We start from the raw sequence: 26,581 nt of genomic DNA on the forward strand, positions 1-26,581 counted from the left end.
GCTCAGAGCGGTCCGAGATCGCGCGACCAGGCGTCCAGCACCTGCAGGCCGAAAGGATGCGGCGCTTCCGCCGGGCCGCGGTCGTGCACCTCCTTCAGCCCGATGCGTTTCGCCGCCAGGCGCTTGCCGTAGCAGAGCAGGTGGTCGATCCCGGTCATCAGGAAATGCAGCAGGGGCAGGATTTCGCGGAAGAGCGCCTCCGCCTCCGCCTGTTTCCCCGCCTGCCAGAGCTCGAAGATCCGGCTTTCCACGTCCGAGCATTCGACGCCAGGAATGCAGCCGGAGCAGCCGGCCCTGAGATCGTCGATCAGGGTCATGCCGTTGCGCCCGTTCAGCAGCTCGAAGCGTCCGGCTGCGTCCTCCGCCAGCTTGCCGATATAGAGTGCCGGGCCCTCCGCCTTCAGGATCGAGACGTTCGGGTGGCGGCGGTTCAGCTCGATGAGCCCGGCGTTGGACAGCCCGATGCCGATATATTCCGGCGCGTTCTGGATCCCGACCGGGACCGGGGAGGCGTCGGCGACCGTGCCGAAGAAGTCGATCAGCGCGGCCTCGGAGGCGGTCTTCACCGGCGGCGGCTGCAGCACGGCCCAGGCGGCGCCGAGATCGGCCGCATGACGCACGCCCTCGATCTGGCCCTCGACCGTATTGTCGCTGATCGTCACGCTGACCGGGCGGCGTCCCGCAACTGTCGCCAGCGTCCATTCCACATGCCGCCGGCGCTCCGCGACGGTCAGCTTGTTGCATTCGCTTGCGAGTCCGCCGACCGCGAGCCCGTGCACCCCGGCGCGCAGACAGGCCTCGATCTGGGCCTCGTGCGCGTCCTTGTCGAGCTTTCCGTCCGCGCCGAACAGCGCGTAGAGCATCGGATAGATGCCTGTTGCGGTCCCTGCCATCGCCCCCTCCCGGATCTGTTTTTCGGGAATTCTGGGAGCGGGCGGGGCAGGTGGCAAGTCCGGACGCCGGGCGCCGCACTTCGCAGCCTTGCCGTCGCCGGGCTCCGGCGCCAATTCATGCCGGGTCACTGGTTCCGTTCTGCGATCAGGAAATTCCCGCGCGGCGGTGCGGGTGACGGTTGACTTGCGGGGGGCTTTGTCGAAGGGTCCCCTTTTCCAGGTTTGAAGGGCAGTCGGGATTGGGACCGATGGCGCGAGCGGCGCCGCGGCGCGCAGCAACAGCGCAGCCGGACTGCCACAGAGGAGGGACCGGAATGACCATCAGGACCGTTTTCACCGGACTTGCGCTCGGCGCGGCGCTGCTCACCGCCGCCGCTACCGCACCGTCCCATGCCGCCGAGAGCGTGAAGATCGGCGACATGAACAGCTACACGCGGCTGCCGGCCTTCACCGTGCCCTACAAGATGGGCCTCGATCTCGCGGTCGAGCATATCAACGCCAGGGGCGGGGTGCTCGGCGGGCGGATGATCGAGGTGGTCTCGCGCGACGATCTCGGCAAGCCGGACGAGGCGGTGAAGATCGCCGAGGAGATGTTCAGCCGCGATGGCGTCGCGCTGGTCTCCGGCAATCTCTTCAGCCATGTCGGCCTGGCGCTCGCCTCCTATGCGAAGCAGAAGAAGAAGCTCTATCTCGCCTCCGAGCCGCTGGCCGATGCGCTGGTCTGGGAGAAGGGTAACCGCTACACCTTCCGCCTCCGCCCCTCGACCTACATGCAGGCGGCGATGCTGGCCGAGGAAGCGGCGAAGACCGGCGCCAAGCGCTGGGCGACCATCGCGCCGAACTATGCCTACGGCAAGGAGGCGGTCGCGGCCTTCAAGCAGGTGCTGACCAAGCTCGTGCCGGACGTCGAGTTCGTCGCCGAGCAGTGGCCCGCCCTCTTCAAGATCGATGCCGCCGCCGAGGCCCAGGCGCTCGCCGCGGCCAATCCGGAGGCGATCTACAACGTCACCTTCGGCTCCGATCTCGCGAAATTCGCGCGCGAGGGGTCGCTGCGCAATCTGTTCGACGGCAAGACCATGCTCGGCCTGCTCGGCGGGGAGCCGGAATATCTCGACCCGCTGAAGGACGAGGCGCCGGAGGGCTGGATCGTCACCGGCTATCCCTGGTACGCGATCGAGACGTCGGAGCACACGGCTTTCAAGGAAGCCTACGAGAAGCGCTACGGGGACTATCCGCGCAACGGCTCGCTCGTCGGCTACAACACCATGCTCTCCATCGCCGCGGCGATCGAGAAGGCGGGCAGCACCGAAACCGAAGCGCTGGTCGAGGCCTTCAAGGGTCTGAAACTCGCGACCCCGGTCGGCGAGATCACCTACCGGGCGATCGATCACCAGTCGACCATGGGCGCCTTCGTCGGCAAGACGGCGGTCAAGGACGGCAAGGGCGTGATGGTGGACTGGAGCTATCGCGACGGTGCCGACTATCTGCCGTCCGACGACGAGGTGCGCGCGCTCCGTCCGGCGGAGTAACCGCCGGGCGCAGGGGCCGGGGAAGGTCTTATGGGACTTCTGGTTGCCCAGCTTCTGGCGGGGCTGGCGAACGCGGCGGCGTTGTTTCTCGTCGCCTCCGGACTGTCGCTGATCTTCGGCGTCACCCGGATCGTCAATTTCGCCCACGGCTCGCTCTACATGCTGGGCGCCTATTGCGGCTACACGGCGCTGCAATATCTGACCGGACCGCTCGGCTTCTGGGCGGCGGCGCTCGCCGCCGCCGTTGCCGTCGGTCTCTTCGGCCTGCTGGTCGAGTGCCTGATCCTGCGGCGGCTCTACAAGGCGCCGGAACTGTTCCAGCTGGTCGCGACCTTCGGTGTCGTGCTGGTCGTGCAGGATCTGACCCTGATGCTCTGGGGGGCGGAGGACCTGCTCGGGCCGCGCGCGCCGGGGCTCGACCGCGCGGTGATGCTGTTCGGCCAGCCGGTCCCGGAATACGACCTCGCCCTCATCGCAGTGGCGCCGCTCGTGCTGCTCGGCCTCTGGCTGCTGATGACGAAAACGCGGGCCGGGATCCTGATCCGGGCGGCGACCCAGGACCGGGAGATGGTCGGCGCGCTCGGCATCAACCAGTCGCTGCTCTTCAGCGGCGTGTTCTTTCTTGGCGCAGCGCTCGCCGGTCTGGGAGGCGCGCTGCAGCTCCCGAAGGGCGGGGCCGACCTCACGCTCGATCTCGGTATCCTCGCGCCCGCCTTCGTCGTCGTCGTGATCGGCGGAATGGGGTCAATCGGCGGCGCCTTCGTCGCTGCGGTGCTGATCTCCGTCGTCAATGTCTTCGGCGTGCTCTACCTGCCGGAAAGCACGCTGGTGCTGATGTATGTCGTCATGGCCGTGGTGCTTCTGGTGCGTCCGCACGGTCTCTTCGGCCGGGCCGAGCTGCAGGCGGGACCTCCTGCCGCCGGGATCCCGGACCGGCCGCTGGCGCCGCTCGGGCCGCGCTGGCGGACCGCTGCACTGGCGCTCATCGGACTGCTCGCCGTGCTGCCGCTCATCGGAAGCGATTTCGCGCTGGTGCTCGCGACCGACATCGTGGTGCTCGCGCTTTTCGCCGCGAGCCTGCATTTCATGCTCTCGCTCGGCGGGCTGATCTCCTTCGGCCATGCGGCCCTGTTCGGCGGCGGTGCCTATGCGGCGGCCCTTGCCGTGACCTACGCGGAAACCCCGATGGAGCTTGCGCTGCTCCTGGCGCCGCTGGCGGGCGGCTGGCTTGCCTTCGCCATCGGCTGGTTCTGCCTGCGCCTGACCGGAGTGTATTTCGCCATGCTGACCCTCGCCTTCGCCCAGCTGCTCTGGTCGCTCGCCTTCCAGTGGACGGAGGTGACCGGCGGCGACGACGGGCTGATCGGGATCTGGCCGGCGGCCTGGGCCTCCGACGGCACGGTCTATTACTACCTGACCATCGTCCTCGGCGGCGGTGCGATCCTGATGCTGCGGCACCTTGCGCATTCTCCCTTCGGATACGCGCTCCGGGCGGCGCGGGATTCCGAGAAGCGGGCCCGCGTCTCCGGCATCCGGGTCGACCGGGTCCGGCTCGCGGCGATGGTGGTTTCCGGCACCATGGCCGGGCTGGCGGGCGGGCTCTTCGTCTTCTCCAAGGGCAGCGTCTTTCCGAGCGCGCTGGAGATCGCGCGTTCCTTCGACGCGCTGATCATGGTCTTCCTCGGCGGCGTCGACGCGCTCGGCGGACCGCTCGTCGGTGCGGCGGCCCTGACCCTGCTGCAGGACTGGCTCTCCCGCCTCGAAAGCTGGCGGCTGCTGCTCGGCCTCGCGGTCATCGCCATCGTGCTCCTTGCTCCGACCGGAATTGCGGGGTTTGCCGGGCGTCTGCTCCGACGCCGGGAGGCTTCATGAACGCGGTGCTGGAAGTACGGGGTCTCTCCAAGGCCTTCGGTGGCGTCCACGCAGTCGAGGATCTCGGCTTCGATCTCCGGGCGGGAGAGCGTCTCGCCCTGATCGGACCGAACGGGGCGGGCAAATCGACCTCGTTCCAGATGCTGATGGGCGAGCTCCGCCCGGACGCAGGCACCGCCTGTTTCGAGGGCGTCGATCTGGTCGGCATGGAACCGCGCGAGATCTGGGCGCTCGGTGTCGGCCGCACCTTCCAGATCACCTCCGTCTTCGCCTCCATGACGGTGGCGGAGAACGTGCAGACCGCGTTGCAGGCGCGGAATGGCCAGAGTTTCGATCCTTTCCGCCGCGCTCGCGCCCTTCACCGTGATGAGGCCATCTCCCTGCTGGAGCGCGTCGGTATGGCGGAGCAGGCGGACCGACCGGCCAGCGTGCTTGCCTATGGTGACGTGAAGCGGCTCGAATTCGCCATCGCGCTCGCCGGAGAACCGCGGCTTCTGCTGATGGACGAGCCGACAGCCGGGATGGCGCCGAGGGAGCGGCACGCGCTGATGGATCTGGTCTCGGGCATCGTTGCCGAGCGCGGCATCAGCGTGCTCTTCACCGAACACGACATGGACGTGGTTTTCGGCCATGCGGACCGGATCATGGTGCTCGACCGGGGACGGCTGATCGCCGACGGGACGCCCGACGCCGTGCGCGCGGATGCGAAGGTGCGGAGCGTCTATCTCGGTTCCGGAGCGGAGACGGGCCATGCTTGAGGTCGCCGCGGTCAACAGCTTCTATGGCAAGGCGCATATCCTCTTCGATGTGTCTTTCTCCGTTGGCAAGGGCGAGGCGGTGGCCCTGCTTGGGCGGAACGGGGCGGGCAAGTCGACGGTGCTGAAATCGATCCTTCAGCTCGTTCGCCCGGAGAGCGGGAAGGTGCTCTTCGAGGGGCGCGACATCACCCGGCTGCCGCCGCACCGGATCGCCCGCCTCGGGCTCGGCTATGTGCCGGAGGAGCGCCGGATTTTCGCCGACCTTACCGTGAGCGAGAACCTGGAGGTCGGCCGCCAGCCGGCGCGCACCGGTCTTCCTCTCTGGACGCCCGAGCGTCTGTTCGAGCTCTTCCCCAACCTCGCCGAGCGCCGGAACGCCCTCGGCGGCACCTTGTCGGGGGGCGAGCAGCAGATGCTGACCATCGCCCGGACCCTGATGGGCAATCCCCGCCTTCTGCTTCTGGACGAGCCGTCGGAGGGGATCGCGCCGGTGATCGTCGAGCAGATGGCCCGGACGATCCGGGCCCTGAAAGACGCCGGGGTCACCGTCCTGCTTTCGGAACAGAATCTGCGCTTCGCCCGCACCGTGGCCGAGCGCGCCCTGATCATCGACAGCGGCCATATCCGCTTCGACGGCAGCTTTGTCGACCTTGAGGCAGACGCGGAAATCTCGGCGAGCTACCTCGCGGTCTGAGCCCGGTGCCGGCGCCGGTGCCAGTATTTGTGCGCTTCTTCGGTCGCCAGCAGCAGCAGCGAGACGCCGAGCAGCATCAGCCATTCCGAGACTGCCACAGGTCGGAGCGAGAGCACGTCCGCGATCCAGGGGATATGCGTCGCCCCGATATGGACGGCCTGGGCGATCGGCACGGCGAGGACAAGGAAAGGGTTGCCCCAGAACCGGATGCGGAACAGCGAGCGGGTTTCCGAACGGCTTGAGAGGGCGTGGATGTTGCCGAACAGGATCATCAGCATCAGCGTGAGGTTGCGGGCCTCGTCCGCGCCTCTGCCGCTTGAGATCAGCCAGTCGAAGACGGCGAAGGCGAGCAGCCCCATCGCCGTGCCGGTCACCAGTACATGTTCTATGATGCGCCGGTCGAAGATCGGCTCGTCCGGCCGCCGTGGCGGACGGCCCAGTTCGTTCCCCTCCTTCGGTTCGAAGGCGAGGGCGACGTCCTGCAGGCCGTTGGCGATCAGGTTGAGCCAGAGCAGCTGCACCGCGTTGAGCGGCATCGGCAGGCCCGCGAGGACGGTCAGGAAAAACAATAGCAGCGCGGAGAAACCGGTCGCGACCAGCAGGGCGATCACCTTGCGGATATTGCCATAGACCACCCGGCCCTGCTCGACGCCGGCGACGATGGAGGCGAAGCGGTCATCCGTGATGATCAGGTCCGCCGCCTCCTTGGCGACGTCGGTGCCGCGCTTGCCCATGGCGACGCCGACATTGGCGCGGCGCATCGCCGGGGCGTCGTTGACCCCGTCTCCGGTGACGGCCACGAAATGCCCGGCGCGCATCAGAGAGTCGACGATCTGCTGCTTCTGCAGCGGCTCGATGCGGGCGAAAACGCGCGCCGGTTTCACCAGGGTATCGAGCGCATCCTGTCCTTTTTCGGCGGCTTCGCGCAGGGCGCTGCCGGTCACGACCTCGCCGGAGATGTTCCGGATGCCGAGATCCCGGGCGATGGCGCCCGCCGTCGCCGGATGGTCTCCGGTGATCATCGCGACTTCGATACCGGCGGCGCGGCATTTGTCGACGGCCTCCTTTGCATCGGGGCGGACCGGATCGATCATCGCCACCTGGCCGAGGAAGGTGAGTTCTGAGAGCTGGTCGATGGCGCCTGTGAAGCGGTCGGTTTCACGCCGCCCCAGCGCGATCACCCGATAGCCCTGCCGTGCGAGCTCGAGCGACTGCGCCTCGATGGCGGCGCGGTCGATCGGCACCACGCCGTCATGGGTCAGCATGTGGCTCGACATGGCAGCCAGCTTTTCCGGACTGCCTTTTACATGCAGGCAGGCGCCCTCGCCGAGCCGGGTCAGGCTGCCGGAGAGGGCGCGCTCGGACTCATAGGGGATCATCTCCAGCTGCGCCTGCTCGGCGCGGACCTGGCGCAGCGAAAGGCCGAGTTTCTTGGCAAGGACAAGAAAGGCGACGTCGACGATGTCGCCGTCCGAGGCCCACTCGCCGCCCGCATAATCCAGATAGCTCTCGTTGGCGAAGACACCCGTCAGGCAGATGTCGCGGAGACGGTGATGCTGCTCGGGCGAGCCGATGCTGCCGGGCCCGACGCCGGAGCCGCTGACCTCGAACTCGGTGCCGCCAGGCAGGACGATCTTCGTGATGGTCAGCTCGTTGACGGTGAGGGTGCCGGTCTTGTCGGAGCAGATGAAGGTGCAGGAGCCGAGAGACTCGACCGCGATCAGCTTGCGGATGATCACATGCAGCTTCGCCATGCGTCCCATACCGATGGCGAGCGCGACGGTCAGCGCCGCCGGCAGGCCTTCCGGGATCGCCGAGACCGCGAGGCCGATCGACATCATTGCCATGTCGCGGGTGTCGTAGCCGCCGACCTGGAGCATCAGCAGAATCAGGGCAAGGATCGAGAGCCCGATGCCGCCCGCGACCTTATAGGTGAAGCGGCGGATGCGAATCATCAGGGGCGGCTCGGACAGCCGTCCGGCGCCGATCTCCCGCGCGATCGAACCGATCTCTGTGGAAAGTCCGGTCGCCGTCACCGTGCCGAGGGCGCGGCCGTGGGTGACGACGGTTCCGGCGAAGCACATATCGACCCGTTCCGAGATGGGCGCGTCGCGGTCGGGCTGCGCCTCGGCATTTTTGGTGACCGCGAGGGATTCCCCGGTGAGTGCGGACTCGTCGACGGCGAGGTTGTAGGCGGTGGCAAGGCTGATATCGGCCGGGACCTTGTCGCCGGAGGCGAGCAGGACGAGATCGCCCGGAACGACCTCTTCGATGTCGATGCTTCTGTCGATGCCGTCGCGGCGGACGCGGGCCGTGCCGCGGACCATCTTGCGGAGCGCCGAGGCGGATTTCTGCGCGGCGTATTCCTGCACCGTTCCGATCGCGGCGTTGATCACCAGGACCGCGACGATGAAGACCGCGCTCGGGATCTGCCCGATGGCAAGCGAAGCAAGGGCGGCGGCGATCAGAATGTAGATGAACGGACTGAGGAATTGCCGGGCAAACAGCAGGAGCGGTCCCGACAGTTTCGGCTCGGGAAGTCGGTTCGGCCCAACCTCGGCAAGACGCCGTCCTGCTTCTGCCGAGGTCAGTCCATCCGGGTTTTCGATCGGCACGTCTGGTATCTCCGGCGATGTCGCGGGGCCGCAGATATTCTATATCGCACCGCACAATCGGCGGAAATGACCTGGCGCAATACGATTGCCCTGCCGGAAGACGGGTCTTCCGGCTAGTGCGTGCCTGTCGCCTTGAGATCGTCGAGGGCGTTCCTGAGATAACCGACGCGCGCCGCCGGCAGCCAGACGGAGACGGTGGTTCCGACATCCACTTCGCTCTCGAGCGTGAGCGTGCCGCCATGCAGTTCGACCATCATCTGCGCCAGCGGCAGACCGAGGCCGGTGCCGCTCTGCGACGCGGTAATCTCGTCGTCGAGCCGCTCGAAAGCGGTCAGCGCCTTCGGTATCTGATCCGACGGAATACCGCGACCGGTATCGGAGATATGGAACTCGATCCCGCCCCGGCGGCTGTCGCCGTGGCGCGGCCTGAGAGAGACGATCGCTTTGACCGTGCCTCCCGCCGGTGTGTATTTGACCGCATTGCCGAGCAGGTTCAGCAGCACCTGTTTCATTTTCGTAGGATCGACATCGAGCACCAGTTCCGGGTCGACCTCGGACCGCTGTAGCTCGATGCCCCGCTCGTCCGCCAGCGGCTTGACCAGCCGGACCGCTTCGGAGACCAGCGCATCGACGCCGACGATCTCCTCCTCGAGCGAGTCCTGTCCGGCCTCGATGCGGGCGATGTCCAGCAGTTCGTTGATGATCTTCAGCAGGTGTCGTCCGCTCTCGCGGATATCGACCGAGAACTCCCTGTAGCGCTCGTTCTCCAGCTTGCCGAGCGTGCCGTGCGCCATGATGTCCGAGAAGCCGATGATGGCATTCAACGGGGTACGCAATTCGTGGCTCATCGCGCGCAGGAAGCGGGTCTTGGAACTGTTGGCGAATTCGGCGGCTTTCTTGGCGATCTCGAGCTCGCGGGTGCGCTCGCGCACGCGATCTTCGAGATCCCGGTTGAGGTCCCCGAGATCCGCCTCGGAGCGGCGCAATTCCTCGTTGACGGACCGCAGCGTCAGCTCGCGCTGGCGCTCGCGCTCCACCATGGTGTTGTAGGCCTGAACGACCAGCCCAAACTCGTCCCGGCTCTGCCAGTTCACGGTCTGCAGTTCGCCGCAGTCCGAGGACTCCCGGATGGCTTCAAGAAGGCGCTTCAGCGGCCGGTCGACGAGGAAGAAGAAACCAACGACAACTGCGATCAGCGCTGCAAGGAAAGCGACGGCTATCGCTGTCGCACCGGCGGTATATTCGAACTGCCGGGTTTCCCTTATTTCCTTGTCCGTAAACATCACGCGCAAGGACCAGAGCCCGTTCTTGGAGGCCGGGATTCGGATCTCCATGCCGTCGAGATTTTCCGGACAGCCCTGCGCCGACGGCATCGCCATGGCCGGTGCCTCGTTACCTTTCGTCAGCTCGGCACAGAGGAAGGCACGATCGGCGGCGAGCGGCGACAGCAGGTCGCGGGCGAGGAAAGGCTTGTCGTAGGCCGCGTGCCGGTCGACGGCGAGGGCCGTGCGGGCGGTCAGATTGCCGATCCGGCTGGCGAGGAGCTCCTCGTCGGCGAGCGAGGCGGTGACGAGCAACAGCCAGATCCCCGGAACGATGAGCGCAAGGAAGGTCACGCCGACAATTGCCAGCAATTTGACCTTCAGCAGTCTCGGGAATGGAGGATTGGCGCCCATCGGATCAGCCTGAGAGTAGCCGTGCGTTGGTTTATTGAACCCGCTTCACGCGTCCGTCCTTCATCAACCGCTGCAGCAGAGCGCGGTCGGCGACGGCGGTATGGAAAACGACATAATCGCCGTTGTTCCGGGCCATGTAGTAGTCGATCGGCACGTCCTTTCCGGAATCGTCACGGAAATCGAAGCAGAGGACATAGTGATCCGCCATCGACAGGATCATAGGATGGGCCGTGACCGGATGCAGTTTGTGAACCTCGCCATCATTCGGATCGAGATAGAGAACCGAGCCGTCGACCAGTGTGCTGTCGACATGCCGCTGCATCGCGGCCTGGATCGCCGCTTTCTCGGAGAGGGTGAGCGCGGACGCGGACCCGAACGGAGCGATTGCCGCGGCAAACATGAAGAACCCGAGTGCAAGGAGGTGAATTCTGGTCATCGTTTCTCTCGTCCTGCTGGAATTTTCAGCGTTTTATCATCGAGATAATAAAGAAGCGGTTAATTCTGGAATACTGGTTCAATTATCTTAAATGCCATCTATTCGGCGCGCGATCGGAGTGCGCGTTCCGCTTCCCGGGATAGCCGGCGAACCGATTGACAGCCTCGCCCGTGGGGCTAGGCTCCCCACCCGGCACCTCCCGCCCCCCAAGTCTTCCGGATTCACATGCTTACATTCGCAACGGCGATCTTTTTCCTGATCATCACGCCAGGGATCGGGGTTCTGACGACAGCTGGCATCGGGGCCGGATACGGATTCGCTGCCGGTATACGGTTCCTGATCGGGCTCTTCTTCGGGACCAACGCCGTGGCGGTGCTGACCGTGACCGGAATAGCGGCGGTGGTGCTGGCAAATCCGATCCTCGGGCCTGTGCTGTTCTATGGATCGGCCGCCTACCTGCTTTATCTCGCCTTCAGGATTGGCTGGGCCGGCTCGAAGATCGCTTTCGTCGAGCGGCAGAGCGCGCCGGGAATCGTCGGCGGGTTCCTGCTGCAGCTGATCAATCCGAAGGCCTACGCAGTCAACACCACGCTCTTTTCCGGCTTTCATTTCATGCCCGAGAACATGAGCATGGAACTGGCGCTGAAATTCCTGATCATCAACGCGATCTGGGTTCCGGTTCACCTGCTCTGGCTCTGGGCCGGCGTTTCGCTCAAGCATCTGGACCTGTCGGAGCGCAGCCAGTCCCTGATCAACAAGGGCATGGCATTGTCGATGCTGATCGTCGTCGCTCTGGCCGCGACGAGAGGCTGAACTGAGGGAGAAACAAGGATGAGCGGCAGGTCTTCAAACAATCCGGAAGTCGGATACGACGTGCCGGCGGCGGTCGGCATGCGGGAGGGCGAGATTCAGACGCCCTGTCTGGTGATCGATCTCGACGCCTTCGAGCATAATCTCCGGAAGATGGGAGCGCTTTGCGCCGGAATGGGCGTGAAGCTGCGGCCGCACGGCAAGATGCACAAATCCGCCGACATCGCCCGACGGCAGGGCGAGATGGGCGGCGCAACAGGGATCTGCTGCCAGAAAGCTTCCGAGGCCGAGGCCTTTGCGCGCGGCGGCATCACCGACATCCTTGTGACCAACCAGGTGCGCAGCCCGCGCATGATCGACCGGCTGGCCCGGCTCGCGGGCGAGGTGAAACTCGGACTCTGCGTCGACGATGCGGACAATGTTGCCGAATTGTCTGCGGCGGCGGTCCGGCATGGCAGCGAGATCTCCGTGCTGGTCGAGATCGACTGCGGCGCCGGGCGCTGCGGCGTCGCGCCGGGCGCGCCGGCGGTGGAGCTGGCGAAAGCGATCGTGGCCGCGCCCGGGCTCGTCTTCTCGGGTATTCAGGCCTATCACGGAGCGGCCCAGCATGTGCGGGCCTTCGCCGACCGGAAAGCGCGGATCGAAGGCGCCATCGCCCTCGCGCGGGAAACCCGCGATGCGCTCGTCGCGGCCGGCATTCCCTGTCCGACGGTGACCGGTGCCGGAACCGGCAGCTACATGTTCGAGGGCAGCTCCGGGGTCTATACCGAGCTGCAATGCGGTTCCTACGCGTTCATGGATGCGGATTACGGCAAGGATCTCGACGAAAGCGGCGCGCCGATCTCCGAATTCAGGAACGCCTTCTTCCTGCTCACCTCGATCATGAGCACGGCGAAGCCGGGCCAGGCGGTCTGCGATGCCGGGCTCAAGGTGCAGAGCGTGGATTCCGGCCTGCCGGTGATCTTCGGGCGGGACGATGTTGAATATGTCGGCTGCTCCGACGAACACGGGACGATCCGAGACCCGGGCAACGTGCTGAAGGCGAACGACAAGCTGAAGCTGGTGCCGGGCCATTGTGACCCGACCTGCAACATCCACGACTGGTATGTCGGGGTGCGCGGCGGCACGGTCGAATGCCTCTGGCCGGTGACGGCGCGTGGCAAGGCTTACTGAGCGTCAAGATCTATCGCGCGTCTGCGCCTTCGTAGAACGTCCCCCGTTCGGCGAAATGCCGGCTGAGCGCGTCCTTCAGGGCCCGAAGCCGGGCCAGGTTCTTCTGGTCCGGGCGCGAGAGGATCCAGATGCTCCGGTCCGCGATCATCCTTGCGCCGGGCACGCGCACCAGCCCGGGCTGGCAGTCGCCGAGGAAACAGGGCAGCAACGTCAGGAAGGGGCCGTGCCGCGCGATCTCGATCTGGCTCCAGTGCTCCGGACATTTATGCGCCATGGCGAGGCCGGTGATCCCGGTCTCCTCGGTCCAGCCGGTGCCCTCCGCCCAGCCGAGCCAGCGGACGGCGCCGCGATCCCGCTCCAGCAGCGCGCAGGTCTCCGCGCTCGCATAGACCGTCTTGCGGTACTGCATCACCCGCTGGCCGATGGCGTCGTCGTCGACCTCGAAGGCGAGGCGGACGGAGAGATCGGTCTCGAGCTCGGCGAAACGGGTGAAGCGGTCGGTGATCTCGAGTTCAATCTCGATCTCCGGATACTCTTCCGCGAACCCGGCAAGCGCAGCGCCGAGCCCGGCCGGACAGAGCGCGAAGGGAATGCTGACCCGGATCGGCCCCTTCAGCTCGGCGTCCCGTCCGGCGGCGAGGCGCTTCGCCGTACGGAAGGCGGTCTCCATCTCGGCCGCATGCCGGGCCAGCTCCATTCCTTCCGCCGTCGCTTCAAGCCCTTTGCGCGTCCGCCCGAACAGTCGCGTGCCGAGTGCCTGTTCGACCGCGTTGAGCCGCTGCAGAACGGTACCGTGATTCACCCCGAGGTCGCGAGCGGCCGCACGGATCGACCCGGCCCGCGCGACGGCGAGCACGTAGCGGAGATCATCCCAGTTAGTGGATAAATTATTGACCATGATGGTGAATATTATCGCTCTTTGGTTTGTTCAGGTAGCCACATATGGTCCTCGCATCCCGACACGTGGAGGGCATGATGCGGGGACAGACAATCATCGACCGGATCGGAAACTCGCCTCTGGTCGAGCTGAAGCACATCGTGCCGGACGGGGCGGGCCGGGTTTTTCTGAAGATCGAGAGCGAGAACCCGACCGGCTCGATGAAGGACCGGATGGCACTTGCCATGGTCGAGGCGGCGGAGCGCGACGGGCGGCTCGCGCCCGGCGGCTCGGTGGTGGAATATACCGGCGGCAGCACCGGCGTTTCGCTCGCCATGGTCTGCGCGGTGAAGGGCTATGCGCTGCACATCGTTTCTTCCGACGCCTTCAGCATCGAGAAACGGCGGCACATGCAGGCGCTCGGCGCGAAACTGACCGTGCTGCCGAGCGATAATGGCGCGATGGACGCCGCGCTGACCCGCGCGATGATTGCCGAGGCGGACCGCATCCAGCGCGAGACCGGAGCCTTCTGGACCGATCAGCTCAACAATGTCGACCAGCTTGCGGCCTATCACGCGATGGGCCGGGAAATCTGGGAACAGACCGGGGGACGGGTCGATGCCTTCGTCCAAGCGACCGGGACCGCGGCCTCGGCGCGTGGCGTGGCGGAGTTCCTGAAAGAGCGCCGAATGGAGATCCGCACCGTCGCCATTGAGCCCGCCGAGTCGGCGGTGCTCTCGGGCGGTCCCTCCGGAAAGCACCGGATCGAGGGTGTCGGGGCGGGGTTCGTGGTCCCGCTCTGGGACCCGGCGCCGATCGACGAGGTGGCGACAGTCAGCACTGCGGACGCGATGGAGATGTCCCGCCGCCTCGCACGCGAGGAGGGGCTCTTCGCCGGCACCTCGACAGGGGCGAATGTGCTCGTCGCCCTCAGCGAGGCCGAACGTCTCGGACCGGACTCCGTCGTGGTCACCATCATGTGCGACAGTGGGGTCAAATATCTCAGTACCGAGCTCTACAATGGGGAGGCGAGCGATGCCGGTTGAGAGTTTTGCCGCGATAAGACGGCGGGCGGAGGCGCAACAAGGCGGGGCCGCGGCGCTGGAAAAGCGCATCGCCGAAGGGCTGCGGCCGGGCGATCCTGCCGCTCTCACCGATGACCGCATCCTTGCGGAGATGGCCAAGCGTGTGTTCCAGGCCGGGTTCTCCTGGAAGGTGATCGAGGCGAAATGGCCGGGTTTCGAGCAGGCCTTCGAGCATTTCGACGTCGCGGCGAATGGCGAGATGAGCGCCGAGCGACTGGCCTCGCTCATGGCGGATGAGCGCATCGTGCGCAACAAGCCGAAAATCCTCGCGGTGCGCGACAATGCCCTGCTGGTCGAGCAGATGGCGGCGCTCGACGGCAGCGCCGGGCGTTTCCTGGCGAAGTGGGACCGGGCCGACCAGATCGGGCTGATGGAGTATCTGAAAGCGCACGGCAATAGGCTTGGCGGCGCGACGGGACAGTATTTCCTCCGCTTCATCGGCTGGGACGGCTTCATTCTCTCGAAGGACGTGGTCACGGCATTGGGACTGGCTGGCGTGATCGACGGCCCGGCGACCTCGAAATTGGCCATGGCGAAGATCCAGGCCGCCTTCAACGCCTGGCACGAGGAGAGCGGCCGCCCACGCTCCGAGATCAGCCGGACGCTCGCGCTCTCTGTTGGTTAGGAAACGGACCGCGCGGGCGTCATAAAGTCAGCCGGTCTCTCCGATAAGCATTTCTCCGATTCCCATTCGGCGCCATCGCCTGCAAGCTCGCCCGGAGTTCAGATCGCGGGGGAGACGGAATGAAGATCGGGTTCATCGGACTTGGAAATGTCGGGGCGAAGCTGGCGGGCAGTCTGCTCAGGAACGGTGCCGACCTCACGGTGCGCGACCTCGACACGGCAAACATGCAGCCCTTTCTCGCAAAAGGCGCTGCTGCGGGCGAAAGTCCGAAGGCGATGGCCGAGGCCTGCGATATTGTCATCACCTGCCTGCCGAGCCCCGCGATCTCGGCCGCGGTGATGGAGGCGGAGGACGGCATTCTCGCCGGGCTCGCCCCGGGGAAGATCTGGGCGGAGATGTCGACCACCGACGCGGGCGAGGTGACACGGCTCGGCGCGCTGGTCGCGGCGAAGGGGGCGGAGGTTGTCGATTGTCCGGTCTCCGGCGGCTGCCACCGGGCGGCGACGGGGAATATCGCGATCCTCGCCGGCTGCGCGCGGCCGACCTTCGAGAAGATCCTGCCGGTGCTGACCATGATGGGCCGCCGCATCCTGCATACCGGCGATCTCGGTACCGCCTCGGTCCTCAAGGTGATGACCAATTATCTCGCGACAGCCAATCTGGTGACGCTCTGCGAGGCGCTGGTGACCTCGAAGGCGGCGGGAATGGATCTCAACACGACCTTCGAGGCGATCCGCATCTCCTCCGGCAATTCCTTCGTCCACGAGACCGAGAGCCAGGTGATCCTGAACGGCTCGCGCGACATCAGCTTCACCATGGATCTGGTGCTGAAGGATGTCGGCCTGTTCCAGGAGATCGCGGAGAAGAACGGCGTGCCGCTGGAGGTTTCGCCGCTGCTCTGCAACATCTTCCGCGACGGTATCTCGCGCTTCGGCCCGCGCGAGTTCTCGCCCAACATCATCAAGCGGCTGGAAGAGGCGACGGGCCTCGACATCACCGCGCCCGGCTTCCCGCCAGAGATGGTGGATGACGAGCCGGAGGCGCCGGGTTATGAAATTGTACCCCCGGGGCGCTCTTAGGGGACGCTTCCGAGGCAACATCTGCAGCCGGGAGGGACGCCATGCTGGATCGACGCGCATTCTTCATCGACGGAAGCTGGGTCGCGCCGATGGACGGCCAGGATTTCGAGGTCGTGAACCCGGCGACCGAAGAGGCCGTGGCGGTGATCTCGCTCGGGGGTCCGGAAGACGTGGACTATGCCGTGCGCGCCGCGCGGGATGCGTTCGAGATGTGGAGCGAGTCGGCGGTTTCCGAGCGCGTGGACCTGCTGCGCCGGGCGCGCGAGATCTATCTCCGCCGCCGGGAGGAATTCGCCGAGGCAATGACCATGGAGATGGGCGCGCCGCGCGACTTCTCCCGCGAAAGCCAGGCGCCCTGCGGCGACACGCTGCTGGCCTCCGCGATAGAGGCGCTGGAGGCGCATGTCTTCGAGCGTCCGAGTCTGCGCGGCGGCAGTACGCTGCGCGACGAGGCGGCGGGCGTCGCCGGGCTGATCACGCCCTGGAACTGGCCGGTCAACCAGGTGATGGCCAAGGTCGCCTCGGCGCTCGCGGCGGGCTGCACCATGGTGCTGAAGCCGAGCGAGTACGCGCCGCTCTCCGCCGGCATGGTGGCGGAGGTGCTGGCCGAGGCGGGCTGCCCGCCGGGCGTCTTCAATCTCGTGCATGGCGACGGCTTCTGCACCGGCGCCGCGCTTTCGGCCCATCCGGGGATCGACCTGCTCTCCTTCACCGGCTCGACCCGGGCCGGAACGGAGGTGATGAAGGCGGCGGCAAACGGGATCCGCCGGGTGGCGCTGGAACTCGGCGGCAAGAGCCCGAACATCCTGTTTGCCGATGCGGATCTCGACACCGCGCTGCGTTTCAGCATCGAGAACTGCTTCTCCAACAGCGGCCAGTCCTGCGACGCGCCGACCCGTCTCCTGGTGGAGAAGAGCGTCTATGACGAGGCGGTCACCATGGCCGGGCGCTTCGCCGCGGAAGTGAAGGTCGGCGATCCGCAGCAGCCGGGCGACCATATCGGCCCACTGGTGAACAAGATCCAATTCGAGCGCGTGCAGGACCATATCCGCAAGGGGATCGAGGAGGGCGCCCGCGTCGTGACCGGCGGCCTCGGCAAGCCGGATGGGTTCGAGAGAGGGTATTTCGTCAAGCCGACGATCTTCGCCGATGTCGACAATGGCATGCATATCGCCCGCAACGAGATCTTCGGCCCGGTGCTGGTGATGATCCCGTTCGACGGCGAGGACGAGGCGGTCGCGATCGGCAACGACACCGAGTACGGCCTCGCCGCCTACATCCAGACCGCCGACGAGCCGCGCGCCCAGCGCATCGCGCGCCGGCTCAGGGCAGGGAACGTCTATATCAACGGAAATTACGGCGACAGCGACGTGCCCTTCGGCGGCTACAAGCAATCCGGCATCGGCCGCGAGAACGGTCCGTTCGGGTTGGCGGAGTTCCTGGAGACCAAGGCGATCACGGGATAGGGCCTCCTGAAATTCGTCATGAATAGAAACTCGTCATCCCGGACCCCGACCCGGGACCTTTCGACGGATCTGGCTCGATGCTCGACAAGGCCCCGGCCTTCGCCGGGGTAACGACTTGAAGAGCATCTGTCGCATACCCACCGATGTCGGCTAAACTACCCGCGGCCTCACAACCACCCCGCAGGGAGCCCCATGCAGGACGACCGCTATTCCCTCCCGCAGCGCTGGCTGCACTGGATCATCGCGCTGCTGGTCCTCGCCGCGCTCGGCGCCGGCATCCTGTTCTTCACCCTCGGCTTCGATGGGTTGATGAAGACCTTCGGCGGCGACCTCACCAATGCGATCTACAAGTATCACAAGACCGCCGGTGTGCTGGTCCTCGCCCTGATGCTGCTCCGTCTCGTCCTGCTTATCCGCCTCGGCGCACCGCCGAAGCCGGAAAGTCTGACCCCGCCCGAGCGCATCCTCGCGACCGGGGTGCAGCATCTGCTCTACCTGATGCTGATCGCGCTTCCTATCCTCGGCTGGGCGGCGACCGCCGCCGGCGGCTATCCGGTGGAGTTCTTCAACTGGACGCTCCCCGGACTGCTCGCCAAGGATCCGGCGCTCTCGGAAACCCTCTTCGCCCTGCACGGTCTCGCGGCGCTGGCCGTCGCCGGCCTGATCGGCCTGCACATCGCCGGCGCGCTCTGGCACTGGCTGATCAAGAAGGACGGCGTGATGCGGCGGATGAGTTTGTTTGGATGATTCTGCGCAGCGATGGTCGCGCCCTGCGTTCCCTCTAGGATGCAAATAGCCTGAATTGCTGACGATTTTTCTGTTTTTTTTTCCGGCTCCTAATGGATCAATCCGCTGAAAGCCGAAGTGCGCAGCATAATCACTGTGCAAAATGCGGTGCATAGGAAGAGTTGTCGCCAGACGGCACGCATCTGAAAACACCTAGTTAAAAAATGTTTTTTCAATCATGGCGAGTGATATATTATGGTTTTTTTAGAGTAGATATAGCGACTTTATTTTGGGGGATTTGTTGTGCTCCGAAATTTTCTTTTAATAGTTTTCTTAAACGTTTCCCTGTCGAGTAACGCTCTTTCCGAAGAGCTCGCTCCATTCTCTCAGCTACTGGAGCTCATTGATAAAGAGATTGCAAACGCGCAAACTTATTCAACGCGTGAATCTCCTGTTCGAATTGACGAAGTGCTTCTTGATGCGAGTGTGGTCGAAAAAACCCAAATCGTCGGCGGCCTTGCAATAAAGACTCCGATGATTGAACTGGGTGCGGAGACAGCTCAATCCGCGCAAAATGTTCGACGGCTGAAGTTTTATTTTCGAGCAAAACCCGATTTAAACATCAGTGATGACGAGGGTCTTGCGCTAACCGAGGCGATACAACAAACAAAAGTTGTCTTCACAGATGCCATCAATAATAGCAAATTCCTGATTCCCGAATATGCTGATTATACGTGGAGCTTCACCGTCTCGCGCAATGCCGATGGTAGTTTGGGATTTCTAGGTTTTCGATCTGGCATCGACTTGGAGACAAAGAATTCGCATTCCATAACGGTTCGTCTAATAGCTTTGAACTATTGACGTAACGATAACATGGAAGGGCGACATTATGAAAAAATTATCGGTTATTTTGTACATATTGATTTTCTTCGCAAACTTTGCGGCACCAAATGCAGGGAACGCGTTTGAAGTCTGCGATAGCGGTGAGAGCGATCCCAGGTTGAGAGACCGTTTCTATCAATCCGCAAATAGTTGGCTTGTGAAATTTTTTGAACAGCGCCGTCCGATCGCGAATTCAAGAAACGGTCTGAGTGATTCGCAAATCTCTAAGGATGTTCCAATTGGACATGGGGTCATCATTTCGGGGCGTGGCCATACTCTCACCGCCCTGCATGTCGTGGAAAACAAGGACTTCAACAAACTGATAGCCAGAAACGCGCTTGGGCATGAATTCAGGCTCGAAAGAGGTTTTTTGAAATCCGCACCTTCAGCGCATGAGATTGTAAGAGAGGCGGCCATCATCCGGTTAACTCCGAGCGAGCAATCGTCTGACAACGGCTACGCATCCTGGGCCACGCCTCTTTTGCGGCTGGGCATAATGGATGGTGGTGAAGCCAATCGATCAGGCAACGAAGCACTGAACGCTAGAAATCTTTTCCTGGACACCCTCAAACCGCAACACGATCGCATACAAACAAAGACAGAGACAATTGTTTATGAAAACAATAGAAGGTTCCGCTTCAATCAATCGATGGAGCGTGGTTTCAGTGGGTCTCCAGTATTTGATTGTCGATTTAATCTGGTTGGGATTTTGACGCAGGCGAATTCGCGCACTGATCAGAGCGAGATGATATATATTGATGATTACTATGATTTATTGATTTTGAATAGAATAAATTTTCTGCCGCCAAAAAAACTTCAACCAACCATTTATCACAATAGAATATCCGAGTTGCAGCAATACTTTCTTAACATGAGGGATGAGTTCTTCCCTGTCCTGTCCGAGTTTGTCCACTTAAAATCATCCTATGACAGTCTTCAGGATTTTTACGCGTATGGTGATCGGGATAGTGACTATTATTCGACAATAAAAAATAATAGGGAAATTATCTATAAAACGGTAGACATTGAGGGTGTGCCTGAGCGTTATGTTGTATTTTCTTTTACTAAGAAGCTTGAATTGCAATACGATATAGACGAGGTATCAATGGATTTATGCCTAAATTTGAAAAATCCGGCCGCTAAGCATGTATCGGATAAAGAGGGGTGCAGTGAGGGGATCCCTGTTCCCGCCTGGGCTATCTTCAAGCCCGAGGTTGAAATGTTTCGAGGGAAAACGAATTTCATAAAAGCCATTTCTGTTCATGACATAAAAAGTCAGATAAAGAAAAGCACGTTTCGCGAGAATCGATTTATTCCCAATAAGCGCGATCAAATCAAAGAGGAAGACGTTACAGGGGTCACCTTTACTTTGACCGTTTACCATGACGGGCAAAAGCGACACGAGGAGGTATCGGCATTAATGAAAAATCTGGGTATGTCTGACTTCGAAAAAAGAATTCCGTGGCAGCAAAGTACCTACAGATGGATTACGCCCATTGATTATATCTTTCCTAGATAAAAATTCTGCATGATATAAAAAACGATCATGCTGTGTTTTTTGGTGTGAATTATTTTGCGCTGGATACGTCGGTGTTGGCGTTCTGGTCTGTGCCATTTCCTCACCCCGCCTCGCGCCGCCACGCCATGATGATCCCGCCGATCACCAGCAGCAGCACCAGCACGCCCGGAAGCAGAGGCACGGTGCGGACGCCCGTCACAATGTAATCCTCGTTCCGGATCAGCCCCGCCCAGTCGCGGCCTGACGTTGCGCGGCCGGCGCGGACGCGGCGGAGGTCGGGGACGGCTTCCTCGGCACCCCAGGTGACCGAGCCGCCGGTCTCCTCCGCCACTGGGCCGAGCCACTCATCCGTGGTGCGCACGTCCGAGAGCTCGATCGGGTTGAGCGCGCCGACGGCGGCGAGCTTGGTCAGCACCCCGTCGGCGAAACTGTGCAACCCGACCTGGTCGGTGGTGAAGCTCGCCTGGCCGCGGCCGGGGCCGGTGCGGGTGAGCGGCAGGGTGACCGTCTCCCCGTCCGGCAGGGTCATGGTCACGTCCGGCAGCTCGCCGTCGAGGGAGCGGCGGATCACCTCGATCTCCTCGCCGCGCACGCGGACGCGGAGATCGTTTTCCTCCAGGTCCGGCTCGCGCATCAGCCAGTGGGCGGTGCGGCGCAGCAGTTCGGCCTGCGGGCCGCCGCCGTCGAAGCCACGGGTCCAGAGCCACATCTGGTCGGTCAAAAGGTGCGCGACGCGGCCCTCGCCGAAGCGGTCGAGCACCAGCAGCGGGCGGCCCTCCGGCCCGTCCATCAGCACCACGCCGCGCAGCACGTCGGCCTCGATCTGGCGGAACCAGCGGCCCCAGGTCGCCCCTTCCGCCTCGATCCCGTCGGCGTCGAGCTGCGGGCCGCCGGTCAGGCCCGAGGTCACCGGATGGCGGTGGCCATCGAGCGTGGTATGGGCGCGGAACGGCTCCTCGATGATGGCGCCGGTCGGCATCGCTGGCAGAACCTCGCCGAGCGGGGTGTTGGCGAGCGACAGGCGCGAGGCGAAGGGCGGGCCACTCGCTTCCAGGAAGGCGCCGCCCTTGCGCACGAACTCGACGATGTTGCGCAGGTAGCTGCGCGGCAGCACGCCGCGGCGCTGGTACTGGTCGAAGATGATCAGGTCGAACTCGTCCAGCTTCAGCTCGAACAGCTCGCGCACCGGAAAGGCGATCAGCGAGAGCTCGCGCACCGGCGTGCCGTCCTGCTTCTCCGGCGGGCGCAGAATCGTGAAATGCACGAGATCGACGGACGGATCGGCCTTCAGCAGGTCGCGCCAGGTACGCTCGCCCGCATGCGGCGCGCCAGAGACCAGCAGCACGCGCAGCCGGTCGCGCACGCCATTGATGGCGAGCACCGCACGGTTGTTCTTGATGGTCAGTTCGTCCTCTCCCGGCGCCGCGGTAAGCTCGACGATGGTCTCGCCGCCATGGGTGATCGGGATTTCGATCTCCACCACCTGGTTGGCGCGGATCACCTGATCGGGTTGGGCGACGCCGTCGATGGAGAGGCTGAAGGGCACCGCCGCCGCTTCCTCCGCGTCCTCGACCCGGATCTTCGCGGTGACGGAGCGGCCGACGACGCCGAAGGAGGGCACATGCTCGACCACAAGGCGACGGTCGCGTTCGCCGCGCTTGCCAGTCAGGATGACATGCAGCGGCGCGCCGAGATCGCGGCCGCGCAGTTCCTCCACCCGGTCGTGGCTCTGCCCGTCGGTCACCGCCAGCACGCCGGCGAGACGGCCCTGCGGCACGTCATCCAGCACGTCGCGCAGGGCGGCGAAGATGCGGGTGCCGTCACGCCCGCTGCCGGCCCGCGCGCGGCCGCCGTCCAGCGTCACCACGCGGAGGTCGAGATCCTCGAAATCCTGAAGCTGGCGCTGCAGGTTCTCGGAGATCGCCGCGGCCCGCTCCGTGCGTCCGTCGATGCTCTGGCTGGTGCTCTCGTCGAGCAGCAGCACGGCGACGTCGTTGCGCGGATCGCGGTCCTCGGCGATCAGGTAGGGATTGGCCAGCGCGGCGACGAGCACCGCGAGCGCAAGGCTGCGCCACACCACCCCGCGGCCGCGCAGGACGGCCGTATAGACCACCAGCCCGATCCCGGCGGCGGCGAAGAGCGCGATCGCCCACCAGGGGATCATCGGCGAGAAATCGATGCCGACGGCGGATCCGATCATCGTGCCATCCTCCTCATTGCCCGAGCCTTTCGAGAATGGCGGGGACATGCACCTGATCGGCCTTGTAGTTCCCGGTCAGCATGTACATCACCAGGTTGACGCCGGAGCGGAGCGCCATCTCGCGCTGGATCTCGCCGCCCGGCACCACCGGGAACTGGTAGAAGCCGTCGTCGGACTTCGCCCAGGCGGCGGCCCAGTCGTGGCTGCCGATGATCACCGGGGAGACCTCGCTGGAGCGGTCGCCCTCGCCCTGCTGGACATAGAGCCGGCCACCCTCGTAGCGGCCGGGGAAGCTGTCGAGCAGGTAGAACGCCTTGGTCAGCACATGGTTCTCCGGAACCGGCGCGAGCGCGGGGATGTCGAGCTCGCGGGTCAGGGAGCGCAGCCGCTGCAGGCCGGGACCGGCGCCGCTGCCGCTGTCGATCCGGTCCCGCGTGTCGAAGAAGAGCGTGCCGCCGTTGCGCATATAGAGGTTCAGCCGTGCCACGCCGTTCGGCGTCAGGTCGCTCTGCGCCTCGGTGATCGGCCAGTAGAGCAGGGGGAAGAGCGAAAGCTCATCGACCTCGACATCGACCGCCATCGGCTCCAGCGGCTCGACGGCGGTGCGCTGGGTCAGGACCTCGGTCAGGCTGCTGAGGCCGGAACGGCTGATCTCGTCGACCTCCCGGTCCCCGGTGATGACATAGGCGAGCCGGGTCGCGAGCGCGGCCCGCATGATCCAGCGGTCCTCCTCACTCATCGGCGCGCCGCTGGAGATGATGTTCTGTGCCTGAACCGATGCCGGGACGCTTGCAAGCACGGCGCCGAGCAGCAGAATCGCCGCGGTCTCGCGCACCCGGGCATTGCCGACGCCCGGCACGAGGCCGCGCATCACCAGGGTGATGATGAAGTCCGCGAGCAGCAGCAGGACCGCCGCCGTCAGCGCCCATGGCGCGAGATCGAGTTCGTCGCCGCCGCCGTAGCTGACCCGCGACGTGCCGCCGGGCAGGGCTTCCAGCGGCGTCATCTTTGCCGCTTCCGGCCCGAGATTGACCGCCGTGCGGGAGAGCTCGCTGCCGTAATAGCCGGGCGGATGCTCGTGATCGACCGACGCGGCCTCGCCCTTCAGGAAGGAAACGGCACGTGCGCTCGCCGGCGGCGTTCCGAGCTGGCCCATGCCGTCCAGCGTTTCGACCGGTGCCGCGGCACCGCCTTCCGCCCGCTGCCCGACGCCCGCGCTGACCGCGACGATGCGCCGGAGCATCTCGACAAAGGCGCCGGAGAGCGAGAGGTCGCTCCAGTCGGTGTTGGCCGTGGTGTGGAAGAGGACAATGCGGCCGTCCTCGCGCGCCATGGCGGTCACGATGGGCGTCCCGTCGATGAGGCTCGCCCAGGTCCGGTCCGCGAGTTCGATCGAGGGCTCGGCCAGCACCTGCTTGTAGATCAGCACGTTGTCATAGTCGGGGAGATCGGCGAACGGCGTCTCGCCGTCGAACGGCGCGAGCGCGGCCGGTTCCGACCAGGAGAGCACGCCGCCGAGCGAGCGGTCGCCGCCGCGCAGACGGACCGGCAGCAGCTCGGATTCGCCGAGCCCGCGGTTTTCCAGGCTGGCGGCGGCAAGGCGCGGACCCGCAAAGCGGATCAGCGTGCCGCCCTTCTCGACCCAGTCGAACAGCTTCTGCTTCTCCGCCGGCGGCAGCAGGCCGGTATCGGGCAGGACGATCACCGAGATGTCGCGCTCGAGGAACTCCGCGAGCGTGCCGCGGCTGACCTCGCTGAACGGCGACAGGGCCCGGTCGATGAAGAACATCTCCTCCAGCAGCGGTTGGGAATCGGCGAAGCCGGTGCCCGAGACGAGGCCGACCGGACGCCGCCGGAAACTCTCGTCGAGGAGCGCGACGGAGGCCGCGCCGGGCAGGTCGGCAATCTCCAGCCGGGCGAGCTCGTTGCGAAGCTCCAGGGGGAGTTCCACATTCACCTCCGCCGCCGGCTCGCCCTCGGCGAAGGTGGCGGCTGTGCGGGTGAGCACCCGTCCGTCGGTTGCCACGGCGCGGATATTCACGATCTGCTGCGCGCCCGGTTTCAGCCGCGTGACCCGCGCGGTCAGGGCGTTGCCGTCTCCGATCCGGGCCGTCAATGCGATCGGCTGCTGGCCGCCTTCATAAACCGTCAGGGCGCCGAAGCGGATCAGCTGCTCGGCCATAGCGGCATCGTCCGCGTCCTGGATCCCGTCGGAAAGCCAGAAGACCGAGGCCGGCCGCTGGATCGGTGCCGTCTCCATTCGTTCCGCCGCGACGGAGGGCACACTGGCCCAGGGCTGGGGCGCGAGCGCATTGACGAAAGTGCGGGCCGCCTCTGGCGCCATGAGGCCGCCGCGCTCCAGCGCCGCCGAGTCCGAGAGCGCGGTCGGGAAGACCGCGATTTCCCGTCCGGCCCGCTCGGCGCGCTCGATCAGGTCCAGCGCCGCGGCCTTGCGTTCGGCCCAGCCGGGCGCGGACGCCCAGCCGTTATCGACGACGATCACCACCGGACCTCCGCCGTCGAGCTCCTCCTTGGCGCCGATCAGGGGCTGCGACAGCGCGAGAATAACGAGGGCTGCAAACAGCAGGCGCAGCAGCAAGAGCCACCAGGGCGTGCGGTCCGGCGTTTCCTCCGGCGACTGCAGCCCATAGAGCAGACGGATCGCCGGAAAGGCGACGGTGCGGGGCGACGGCGGGGTAATCCGGATCAGCAGCCAGATCGCCGGCAGCACGATGAGCGCGGTGAGTATCCACGGAGACGCGAAGGCGAGCGGGCCGAGACTCAGCATGGCGCTTCCCTACCCGTTCTGCCGCGTCATCGCGGCATAGAGTTGCAGCAGGGCCGCTTCCGGCGCTTCGGAGGTGACATGCTGGGCGAAGAACCAGCCTGCCGTACGGCAGGCATCCTTCAGCCGGGCGCGGTGCAGCGCCAGCTTCTCGACATAGGCCTCGCGCACCCTGTCGGCACGGCGGAGCAGGTGCGCGCTCTCTGCTTCGGTGCCTTCGAAACGGATGCGCCCCTGGAACGGGAAGGCCTCCTCGGCCGGGTCGGTCACCTGCAGCAGGAAACCGGAGACGCCGGAGGCGGCGAAGTGGCCGATGATCGCGGCATAGTCCTCCGCCGGTTCCATGAAATCGGAAACCATGACGGTGACGGCGTGGCGCGGAAGATGTTCAAGCGCCGGCAGGCTGGCGGCGCTGCTACGCGCATTTTCCAGCGTGTTCGCGAAGAGGTTCAACCCGCTCCGCCCGCCGCGCGGCGGCGCCCCTTCTCCGAGCAGCGCGATCCGTTCCCCGGCTTCGGTGAGCAGCGCGCCAAGCGCGAGGACCAGAAGATCGGTACGCGCCGCCTTTTCCGGCAGGGTTCGATCGGAGGCGAAGCGCATGGACGGTGAGGCGTCGCGCCAGATCCAGACGCTCTGGGAAGCCTCCCACTCCGTCTCGCGGACATAGACCTCGTCACTCCGGGCCGTGCGGCGCCAGTCGATCCGGCGCACCGAGTCGGTTACCTGATAAGGGCGGAACTGCCAGAACGCCTCGCCCATGCCGACCCGCCGCCGTCCGTGCATGCCCTGGGAGACGGTCGCAGCTACACGTTCCGCCGCCACGAGCAGCGGGGGGAATTTACCGGCGAGTTCCTCGGCGTGATGACGCATGGCGCGCGCCC

At 64.8% G+C, this 26,581-nt stretch carries 21 protein-coding genes; 13 read left to right on the forward strand and 8 right to left on the reverse strand.

Features of this window, described 5'->3' with window-relative positions; genetic code table 11:
- Positions 1–2: 2 nt before the first annotated feature.
- Positions 3–893: a dihydrodipicolinate synthase family protein gene (locus JJ959_RS12985; RefSeq protein ID WP_292884212.1), complete on the reverse strand. Its 891-nt coding sequence runs from the start codon at positions 891–893 to the stop codon at positions 3–5.
- A 314-nt stretch (positions 894–1,207) separates the two neighbouring features.
- Between JJ959_RS12985 and JJ959_RS12990 the strand changes: the two genes are divergently transcribed.
- Genes JJ959_RS12990 through JJ959_RS13005 form a run of 4 tightly spaced genes read left to right on the forward strand, consistent with a single transcriptional unit; the run spans position 1,208 to position 5,746 of the window.
- Complete coding sequence (locus JJ959_RS12990; RefSeq protein WP_292884213.1) at positions 1,208–2,422, forward strand: ABC transporter substrate-binding protein; 1,215 nt, start codon at positions 1,208–1,210, stop codon at positions 2,420–2,422.
- Positions 2,423–2,452: 30 nt separating this feature from the next.
- Positions 2,453–4,294: an ABC transporter permease gene (locus JJ959_RS12995; protein WP_292884215.1), complete on the forward strand. Its 1,842-nt coding sequence runs from the start codon at positions 2,453–2,455 to the stop codon at positions 4,292–4,294.
- Positions 4,291–5,052, forward strand: coding sequence for an ABC transporter ATP-binding protein (locus JJ959_RS13000; protein ID WP_292884216.1), 762 nt, complete (start codon positions 4,291–4,293; stop codon positions 5,050–5,052). The genes JJ959_RS12995 and JJ959_RS13000 overlap by 4 nt, the downstream gene beginning before the upstream one ends.
- Positions 5,045–5,746, forward strand: a complete 702-nt coding sequence (locus JJ959_RS13005) for an ABC transporter ATP-binding protein (RefSeq protein WP_292884217.1) — start codon at positions 5,045–5,047, stop codon at positions 5,744–5,746. The genes JJ959_RS13000 and JJ959_RS13005 overlap by 8 nt, the downstream gene beginning before the upstream one ends.
- On the opposite strand, the gene JJ959_RS13010 is transcribed toward JJ959_RS13005, so the two are convergent.
- The 3 genes from JJ959_RS13010 to JJ959_RS13020 form a co-directional block, all read right to left on the reverse strand.
- Positions 5,731–8,361 carry an HAD-IC family P-type ATPase gene (locus JJ959_RS13010; protein ID WP_292884218.1) on the reverse strand — a complete coding sequence of 877 codons (2,631 nt, stop codon included), beginning with the start codon at positions 8,359–8,361 and terminating at the stop codon, positions 5,731–5,733. The genes JJ959_RS13005 and JJ959_RS13010 overlap by 16 nt on opposite strands.
- Before the next feature lie 113 nt (positions 8,362–8,474).
- Entirely contained in the window at positions 8,475–10,037 is a 1,563-nt protein-coding gene (locus JJ959_RS13015) for an ATP-binding protein (RefSeq protein ID WP_292884219.1), read from the reverse strand.
- Between the two features lie 31 nt (positions 10,038–10,068).
- Positions 10,069–10,473 (reverse strand): hypothetical protein, encoded by a 405-nt coding sequence (locus JJ959_RS13020; protein WP_292884220.1) that lies wholly within the window; start codon positions 10,471–10,473, stop codon positions 10,069–10,071.
- Positions 10,474–10,698: 225 nt separating this feature from the next.
- On the opposite strand from JJ959_RS13020, the gene JJ959_RS13025 reads away from it, so the two are divergent.
- Both JJ959_RS13025 and JJ959_RS13030 read left to right on the forward strand, forming a co-directional pair.
- Positions 10,699–11,286, forward strand: a complete 588-nt coding sequence (locus JJ959_RS13025) for a LysE family transporter (RefSeq protein ID WP_292884221.1) — start codon at positions 10,699–10,701, stop codon at positions 11,284–11,286.
- An 18-nt stretch (positions 11,287–11,304) separates the two neighbouring features.
- A complete protein-coding gene (locus JJ959_RS13030) occupies positions 11,305–12,456 on the forward strand; it encodes a DSD1 family PLP-dependent enzyme (protein ID WP_292884223.1) in 1,152 nt (383 codons plus the stop codon).
- A 10-nt stretch (positions 12,457–12,466) separates the two neighbouring features.
- Here JJ959_RS13030 and JJ959_RS13035 read toward each other — a convergent pair whose 3' ends face one another.
- Complete coding sequence (locus JJ959_RS13035) at positions 12,467–13,354, reverse strand: LysR family transcriptional regulator (protein WP_292884224.1); 888 nt, start codon at positions 13,352–13,354, stop codon at positions 12,467–12,469.
- 77 nt (positions 13,355–13,431) lie between these two features.
- Between JJ959_RS13035 and JJ959_RS13040 the strand changes: the two genes are divergently transcribed.
- From JJ959_RS13040 to JJ959_RS13070, 7 genes are all read left to right on the forward strand, one after another.
- The gene (locus tag JJ959_RS13040) at positions 13,432–14,379 is read left to right on the forward strand and encodes a cysteine synthase family protein (RefSeq protein ID WP_292884225.1); all 948 of its coding nucleotides are present in this window, start codon (positions 13,432–13,434) and stop codon (positions 14,377–14,379) included.
- Positions 14,369–15,043 (forward strand): DNA-3-methyladenine glycosylase I, encoded by a 675-nt coding sequence (locus tag JJ959_RS13045; protein WP_292884227.1) that lies wholly within the window; start codon positions 14,369–14,371, stop codon positions 15,041–15,043. Before JJ959_RS13040 ends, JJ959_RS13045 begins: the two co-directional genes overlap by 11 nt.
- A gap of 119 nt (positions 15,044–15,162) precedes the next feature.
- Positions 15,163–16,122 carry an NAD(P)-dependent oxidoreductase gene (locus JJ959_RS13050; protein WP_292884229.1) on the forward strand — a complete coding sequence of 320 codons (960 nt, stop codon included), beginning with the start codon at positions 15,163–15,165 and terminating at the stop codon, positions 16,120–16,122.
- A gap of 41 nt (positions 16,123–16,163) precedes the next feature.
- Positions 16,164–17,588: an aldehyde dehydrogenase family protein gene (locus JJ959_RS13055; protein WP_292884231.1), complete on the forward strand. Its 1,425-nt coding sequence runs from the start codon at positions 16,164–16,166 to the stop codon at positions 17,586–17,588.
- 192 nt (positions 17,589–17,780) lie between these two features.
- The gene (locus JJ959_RS13060) at positions 17,781–18,335 is read left to right on the forward strand and encodes a cytochrome b/b6 domain-containing protein (protein WP_292884232.1); all 555 of its coding nucleotides are present in this window, start codon (positions 17,781–17,783) and stop codon (positions 18,333–18,335) included.
- Positions 18,336–18,617: 282 nt separating this feature from the next.
- A complete protein-coding gene (locus tag JJ959_RS13065; RefSeq protein WP_292884233.1) occupies positions 18,618–19,175 on the forward strand; it encodes a hypothetical protein in 558 nt (185 codons plus the stop codon).
- 28 nt (positions 19,176–19,203) lie between these two features.
- Positions 19,204–20,715: a serine protease gene (locus tag JJ959_RS13070; protein ID WP_292884234.1), complete on the forward strand. Its 1,512-nt coding sequence runs from the start codon at positions 19,204–19,206 to the stop codon at positions 20,713–20,715.
- 100 nt (positions 20,716–20,815) lie between these two features.
- On the opposite strand, the gene JJ959_RS13075 is transcribed toward JJ959_RS13070, so the two are convergent.
- The 3 genes from JJ959_RS13075 to JJ959_RS13085 are packed head-to-tail and all read right to left on the reverse strand — an operon-like array spanning position 20,816 to position 26,570.
- Positions 20,816–22,915 (reverse strand): hypothetical protein, encoded by a 2,100-nt coding sequence (locus tag JJ959_RS13075; RefSeq protein WP_292884236.1) that lies wholly within the window; start codon positions 22,913–22,915, stop codon positions 20,816–20,818.
- Between the two features lie 13 nt (positions 22,916–22,928).
- A complete protein-coding gene (locus tag JJ959_RS13080) occupies positions 22,929–25,703 on the reverse strand; it encodes a DUF4159 domain-containing protein (protein WP_292884238.1) in 2,775 nt (924 codons plus the stop codon).
- A gap of 9 nt (positions 25,704–25,712) precedes the next feature.
- On the reverse strand, positions 25,713–26,570 hold the full coding sequence (locus JJ959_RS13085) for a DUF58 domain-containing protein (RefSeq protein WP_292884239.1): 858 nt from the start codon (positions 26,568–26,570) through the stop codon (positions 25,713–25,715).
- Positions 26,571–26,581 lie beyond the last annotated feature (11 nt).

Origin of the sequence: Nisaea sp., from assembly GCF_017640745.1 — a bacterium.
In the GTDB taxonomy this organism is placed as follows: Bacteria; Pseudomonadota; Alphaproteobacteria; order Thalassobaculales; family Thalassobaculaceae; genus Nisaea.